The organism is Dyadobacter sp. (genome assembly GCF_051859145.1).
Classification (GTDB): domain Bacteria; phylum Bacteroidota; class Bacteroidia; order Cytophagales; family Spirosomataceae; genus Dyadobacter.
The window spans coordinates 1-6,536 of record NZ_JBHYGF010000250.1; the positions used below are offsets into that span (position 1 = coordinate 1).

At 44.1% G+C, this 6,536-nt stretch carries 6 protein-coding genes; 4 read left to right on the forward strand and 2 right to left on the reverse strand.

Annotated features, from left to right (window positions below; translation table 11 throughout):
• Positions 1-230 precede the first annotated feature (230 nt).
• The 3 genes from ACTIE6_RS14985 to ACTIE6_RS14995 all read left to right on the forward strand — a co-directional run bounded on the left by ACTIE6_RS14985 (position 231) and on the right by ACTIE6_RS14995 (position 3,381).
• Positions 231-845 (forward strand): OmpH family outer membrane protein, encoded by a 615-nt coding sequence (locus ACTIE6_RS14985; protein WP_439557409.1) that lies wholly within the window; start codon positions 231-233, stop codon positions 843-845.
• 10 nt (positions 846-855) lie between these two features.
• On the forward strand, positions 856-1,497 hold the full coding sequence (locus tag ACTIE6_RS14990) for an OmpH family outer membrane protein (protein WP_439557410.1): 642 nt from the start codon (positions 856-858) through the stop codon (positions 1,495-1,497).
• A 285-nt stretch (positions 1,498-1,782) separates the two neighbouring features.
• A complete protein-coding gene (locus tag ACTIE6_RS14995; RefSeq protein WP_439557411.1) occupies positions 1,783-3,381 on the forward strand; it encodes a hypothetical protein in 1,599 nt (532 codons plus the stop codon).
• Positions 3,382-3,396: 15 nt separating this feature from the next.
• Here ACTIE6_RS14995 and ACTIE6_RS15000 read toward each other — a convergent pair whose 3' ends face one another.
• Positions 3,397-4,158, reverse strand: coding sequence for a lipoprotein signal peptidase (locus tag ACTIE6_RS15000; protein WP_439557412.1), 762 nt, complete (start codon positions 4,156-4,158; stop codon positions 3,397-3,399).
• 51 nt (positions 4,159-4,209) lie between these two features.
• Positions 4,210-5,412: a proline dehydrogenase family protein gene (locus ACTIE6_RS15005; protein WP_439557413.1), complete on the reverse strand. Its 1,203-nt coding sequence runs from the start codon at positions 5,410-5,412 to the stop codon at positions 4,210-4,212.
• 176 nt (positions 5,413-5,588) lie between these two features.
• On the opposite strand from ACTIE6_RS15005, the gene ACTIE6_RS15010 reads away from it, so the two are divergent.
• Positions 5,589-6,536 (forward strand): chorismate mutase (locus tag ACTIE6_RS15010; protein WP_439557414.1); only part of this gene is annotated, 948 nt, incomplete at its 3' end.

A 6,536-nucleotide genomic window follows, 5' to 3' on the forward strand; every position in this document is an offset into this window, starting at 1 on the left:
CTTACAAAGAATTTAATCCATTTGACCTGAAACGTTCAGCTGGTGTGGGTGCAAGGATCTTCATGCCTGCATTCGGATTACTGGGTATCGACTGGGGTTACGGGTTTGACAAAATTCAAGGCAGCCCTACACGCAGCGGAGCTCAGTTCCATTTTACGATCGGGCAGCAAATCAGATAATATTCTCTCAGGAGTTTCGTTAAGAAGTTTGCAAATTATTAGCAGCTTGGCATGAAGAAGTTTTTTATTTCACTAGTTTTGTCAATTCTATACACGTCAGTGGCTAATGCTCAAAAGATTGGGTACACGGACATGGAGTTCATTACAAGTAAGATGCCCGAGTACCAGGCTGCACAGACGGAGATGAAAAAGTTCTCCGAAAAATGGGCAAAGGAAATTCAGGACAAATTTGGAGAGATTGACAGAATGCAGCGCGCCTATATGGCCGAAGAGATTTTGTTGACTGAGGAGCTGAAAAGAAAGAGACAAAACGAGATCAAAGAAAAAGAACTCGAAGCAGGCGAATACAACAGCAAGATTTTCGGAATGGACGGGTTGATGTTCCAGAAGAAAAAAGAACTCATGAAGCCAGTACTTGAAAAGGTGCAGCGCGCAGTGACCAAAGTTTGCAGCCAGCGGCGTCTTGACTTTATGTTTGATAAATCCAGTGATGTCGGAATGCTTTACACCAATCCTAAACACGATTATTCCGACTATGTAATGGAAGAGTTGGGGATTGATCCGAAAGCGAATAAAACAACAGGCAGCGATAAACCCCAGCAACCGGTTAATCAGCCTGCGAATAGCGCACCAAAACAAAAGAGTACAACCAGTAAACTTAAATAAGTAACAAGCAATGAAACAAAAATTGATGGCTTTTCTGGTCGTAATGACCTTAATCACCACCCCTCTGTTAGCTCAAACAACCCCTGCAAGCGGACTTTCTAAAATAGGCTATACCAATGTTGATTATATCCTCGGTAAACTGCCAGAAAGTAAAGTAATGCAGAACCAGCTTGAAGTTACCAAAGCGCAGCTTGACAAAGCGCTTGGAGAAACATATAAAGAGGCGCAGGACAAGTATGAGGCTTATCAGAAAAACGGAGCCAACATGACGGACGTGATTCGTGCAGACAAAGAGAAAGAATTGCAAAACCTGCAAACACGTATTCAGGAAATGCAGAATAATGCACAAACTTCTCTGCAGACCAAGCAACAACAATTATTGGAGCCAATCCTGACTAAAATCAACAATGCAATTCAGGAAGTCGGTAAAGAGAATGGATTCCTTTACATCCTGAACATGGACGCAGGTCCTGGATCAACTCCTATCATTTTGTTCACAGCTACTGAAGAAAACAATGCAACGCCTTTAATCCTTAAAAAACTGGGAGTAGATCCTGACAAAGCTGACGCAGCACCTGCTGCCGCTACGCCTGCGAAGCCAGCTACAACTGCCCCAGCGACTACACCAGCTGCGACTCCTAAGAAAAAATAATAGGATAGTTATTGAACTTTAAAAACCGGAGAGCAGTCTTTTAAAAGGCTGCTCTCCGGTTTTTTGTGCACTTGCAGTAGCAGTTCATAGCCGTAAGCCTGTTTATATTATAATCCGTCATTTGCACCCGTATTCAAAAAGTACAAACGGTAAATAAACCTGTACTTTGAAATCCGGGCATTTCATTTTTGTAAGGTTTCACAGGGCTTTCTATACGGGATTTGCTAGTTTTGCGTTTAGACTCAGTGTTCTTCTAGGCAAAGGATAAATTATATTTTTGATGTTATGCTCATAAAAGATATTCATAAAATACTGATACTTCTGACAGCTATTTTACTGTTTTCGAAAGCGCAGGGGCAGGATAATATGAAGGCTACTTCAACCGGTCCGTTACAGCTTGTTTTTCCTTCGGAATCGGAATGGAATGTTTTATATGAAGGTAAAGAGATCAACTTTCATTTGCAGACAAAAGGCGGCAAAAGCGATTCTGTGAGATATACGATCAGCAGCGGGCTTGCGAAGGAAATGAAGTTTGATTCACTGGGACATTTCGTCTGGATCCCTAGCTACGATATCGCAGACAGGATTAATACGACCAAGTCCTTTCCTGTGGTGTTTGAAGCTCAAAGTACAGCGGGCGAAAGCGTATCCCGGGAAGTTGTATTCAAAGTCAACCACGTGAACCGGCCTCCTCAAATTGACGAGCTACAGCCATTTTACGTACAGTATAAAACCCAGAATGTTTACAAGATTGATATGGGCTCCGTTCGGGATCCGGATGCCGATCCGATTGTCTTTGTTCCTATCCTGGAACAAATGCCGGAAGGAATGAAGTTGACTGCCGCAGGAGAAATTACCTGGGAGCCTTCAACTGCACAATTCAATATACTAAAGAAGGGACCCCGGTATATGGACTTCTATGTAGAGGACCAGCCTTCAAAGGCGCGCACCAAGGGGCGCCTCAAGTTGGATGTTACCCAAATGGATCTCGCGCCTGATTTTACGATCATACCTCAGAATTCTGTTATAAGAAGTGCAGAGAACAATCGTATTAACCTACGGTTTACCTTATCAGATCCAAACGGTGAGGAAGATATTACCGCATTCAATTTTATATCGGAAAACAAAAAAGTGCCTTCTGAGGCTTTGGTGAAAAATACGCCAACCAGCTACGAGTTCATCTGGGAGCCGGGCTACGATTTTGTGAAGGATCCATTAGATACAGTGGCTTTTAACATCACCTTCTACGTGTTGGACAAAGCCCAGAATAAAAAGGAGCGGAGCGTAAGATTTGTAATTAAGAATACGGTGGATGAAAGTCTCCGTGATAACTACGTGTATAATCTGTACCGCGGAGCACTTGTGAATGCGTGGGGTTTGCTGGAACAAATGACTGAGAAGGAGGGGCAGCTGAAAAGAGCGTACTCACGCGCTAAGAAAGGAAAACGCAGCCGGTCGCTATTAAATGCTTCACTTGGTGCAACAACTGGTCTGGCGCCTGTAATTGCGAAAACTAACCCGGATACAAGAGGTTATATTACAACAATCGGCGGTACTACTGTTGCCACTGTGGGAACGCTGGAAGCGACGGAGGTAATAGGTAAATCTGTAAATGGTTTGCTGGACCGCTTTAACTACGTTATGCAGAAGAAGAATGAGCTGCAAAACAAAGGAGACGTTTTTGCACGAGAATACGGTCAAAAGTCAGCACGCAGGCATCCTGATTTTATCCGTAAACTGGACGAATTCAAATCTTTGATGAACCTGAGCGGGCTGGTTGCGCTGGAATTAGACGCAAACTGGGAAAACAAAAAAGAGGCAACAGACGTCGCTTTAAAGAAGACATTTAAAGATTTTGTGCCTCTAACGAAGGATGAGAACTGAAATTAAAAAAGAGAGCTAGATGCTCTCTTTTTTGTTGATATCGTCTTCGCGCTCGGTCTTTTCGGTGGTAGAAATATCGGTAGCTGCGTTCTCCGCAGGAGTTGATGGTAAAGGATGTGATTGAGCTGTCGCGTCATAATCAGGAGTGTACCCATTTTCCTCCATTTTCTGATCTTGTTCGTCCTCTTGTGCGCCAGAAGAATGGAAGCTGCCCTGGAAGATCAGTATGCTGCAAACACCGATAAAGATACAGGAGTCGGCAATGTTGAAAATGGGCGTAGAGTAATATTGTCCGCCCCAAACAGGTACCCAGTCAGGAATAAACCCTTCCCAGAAATCGACAAAGATCATATCAATTACCTGTCCGTGAAACCAGGGTGTCGGAGAACCGTAAGGTGCATTTTCCAGGAATACACCGTAGAAAGTACTGTCAATTACATTTCCGACTGCGCCTGCGAGGATCATCGCCAGCGCCCAGAGCAAACCTTTTGATGCGCCTGCCCGAGCCAGGTGGATCATATATCCCCCAATTGCAACCATCGCGACGAGGCGGAAGAGAGTCAGGAACAATTTACCGTACTCGTGTCCCAGCTGCATTCCAAACGCCATGCCCGGGTTTAGTACATAATGTAATTTCAGCCAGTTTCCAATAAGTGCAATCTGACCTGAAAAGCCTGGATCCATGTATTTGTGTACCAGCAGTTTGGAGGCCTGATCAATAATGATAAGCAACAAACTGAACAGTAAATACGGAGCTGGATTTTTGGATTGATTCATTCTGTTTTTGAAACAATTGGGGATTTCAGGAATGCGAAAGTAATAAGTTAGTTATAAAGAACTGATTCCTCTTCTTTTCAATTCGCTTTTTACTAACAAAAACTCCCTGCTGCTCTGGCCTGCAATGGAGGTATTTTCTTCTGCGCGACGGATCAAATAGGGCAATACTGCATTGATAGGGCCATAGGGAACATACTTGGCTACATTATAGCCCGCATTAGACAGGTTATATGAAATATTGTCGCTCATACCGAGCAGCTGTGCAAACCAGATCCTGCTATCATTTTTCTCGATACCGAGTTTCTGCATTTTGGCAGCACAGTATTGCGAACTATATTCATTGTGCGTGCCGAGGCAAATGGAAATATGCTCCACGTGTTCCAGGCAAAAATCTATTGCCAGGTTATAGTCCGTATCCGTAGCCTGTTTTGAAGCGTGGATTGGGTTGAAATACTCATTTTCCCTTGCACGCAATCTTTCCTTTTCCATATACGCGCCCCGCACAAGCTTCCCGCCGAGCAGGTAACCTTTTTGTCTGGCAGTTAGGTAAGCTGTTTTAAGGGCGTCGAGCGTTTCGTGCCGGTAGAGCTGGTAAGTATTGTAGACAATGGTCCGCTCGCGATTGAATTTTTGCATCATCTGGTAAGTCAGATCATCAATTACGCCCTGAATCCAGCTTTCTTCCGCATCTACAAAAATCCTTACATTCTTTTCATGTGCGCGTGAACAGAGGCTTTCAACCCGGGCAATCACTCGCTCGAAAGCGGCTTCCTCTGCTTCGGTCAACTGATCTTTGCGCTGTATTTTTTCCAGAAGCTCTGCTGAGGCAACTCCAGTAATTTTGAAAACAGAGAATGGTATGTTTTGGGAGGTTGCTGCCTTGTCAATCGTCCGTAGGATTTCAGTCGCAGTTACATCGAAGCTCGATTCCTTGTCTTCGCCTTCAACAGAATAGTCGAGGATCGTGCCGATTCCGGACTTTCCGAGCATTGCTATAGTGCGGTCGCAATCGTTAATTGTCTCGCCTCCACAGAATTGTTCAAAAATGGTAACCCGGATGAGATTTTTTATGGGTAAGTTTAGTTTTAGTGCAAGCTTTATAAAAAAAGTGCCTAAATTTACCACTCGAGCCTGATTCATGAGGCTGAATAACCAGTATGTTTTCCGCAGTTCAGCGTCAGATTTAGAGGCAAAAGCGACGGAAGTATCTTCAAAAAATACAGGTATTTGGTTTATTGGTGAAGAATCTGCCATTTTAAGTACACGTTTTCTCTACTGAATGTATAAGTAAATCAGAACAAGAAAGTTGTGTTCATTAAGAAGTTATTTGACTTTTATGGCATCAAATGTACGTCAATCCCGGAAATACGCATGAACTACCGGGTCAAAATATTGCAATTATCTATTTTACTAAGGACAAGTTTTTGAATATGAATGCTTCTTTAGATATCCTTCCGCTGAGCAGTTGGATCAATACCGAAGGAAAACCTTTGGTAATCGCAGGGCCTTGCAGTGCAGAGACTGAAGACCAAATGTTAGAAACCGCAAGCCAGATAAAAGAGGAAGGCTTTGCACATGTGATCCGTGCGGGGATCTGGAAACCCAGAACACGCCCTGGCAGCTTTGAAGGAATGGGAGAGGCAGCATTGCCCTGGTTACAGGCGGTGAAAAAAGAAACAGGTTTGCCTGTTGCTGTTGAAGTAGCTACTCCGCAGCATATCGAACTTGCATTGAAATATGGCGTTGATATCCTTTGGGTAGGCGCTCGTACTACTGTAAACCCATTTAATGTACAGGAATTAGCGGATGCATTGAAAGGCATTGACGTACCTGTATTGGTTAAAAATCCGGTGAACCCTGATTTGCAGCTATGGGTAGGTGCATTAGAGCGTTTGAACCAGGCTGGCGTTAAGAAACTGGGCGCAATTCACAGAGGTTTTTCTAATGCGCAGGAAACCAAGTTCCGCAACTCACCGATGTGGAATATTGCAATCGAGCTGAAAACGATTTTCCCTGAGTTGCCGGTTATCGGTGACCCAAGCCATATGGCGGGAAAACGTGCTTACCTGTATGAACTGGCACAACGTGCGCTTGACTTGCATTATGACGGTTTGATCATCGAATCACATCGCGATCCCGATAAAGCCTGGTCCGATGCTTCTCAGCAGTTGACCCCTGCGGCTTTGGGCCAGATGTTGCACGATCTGCATGTTCGTAAAGAATCTTACGGCAGCGACTATGCATCTCAATTGGAAATTATCCGCGGTAAAATCGACCATTTGGATCGTGAAATGCTGGAAACATTGGCACAGCGCATGGCGCTTGTTGAAAAACTGGCAGAATACAAACGTGATAACAACGTAGCAGCTTACCAGGTG

Coding starts and splice junctions, on each gene's coding strand:
- ACTIE6_RS14985 (WP_439557409.1), top strand. CDS start 231: ATGAAGAAGTTTTTTATTTCACTAGTTTTGTCAATTCTATACACGTCA.
- ACTIE6_RS14990 (WP_439557410.1), top strand. CDS start 856: ATGAAACAAAAATTGATGGCTTTTCTGGTCGTAATGACCTTAATCACC.
- ACTIE6_RS14995 (WP_439557411.1), top strand. CDS start 1,783: ATGCTCATAAAAGATATTCATAAAATACTGATACTTCTGACAGCTATT.
- ACTIE6_RS15000 (WP_439557412.1), bottom strand. CDS start 4,158: ATGAATCAATCCAAAAATCCAGCTCCGTATTTACTGTTCAGTTTGTTG.
- ACTIE6_RS15005 (WP_439557413.1), bottom strand. CDS start 5,412: ATGGCAGATTCTTCACCAATAAACCAAATACCTGTATTTTTTGAAGAT.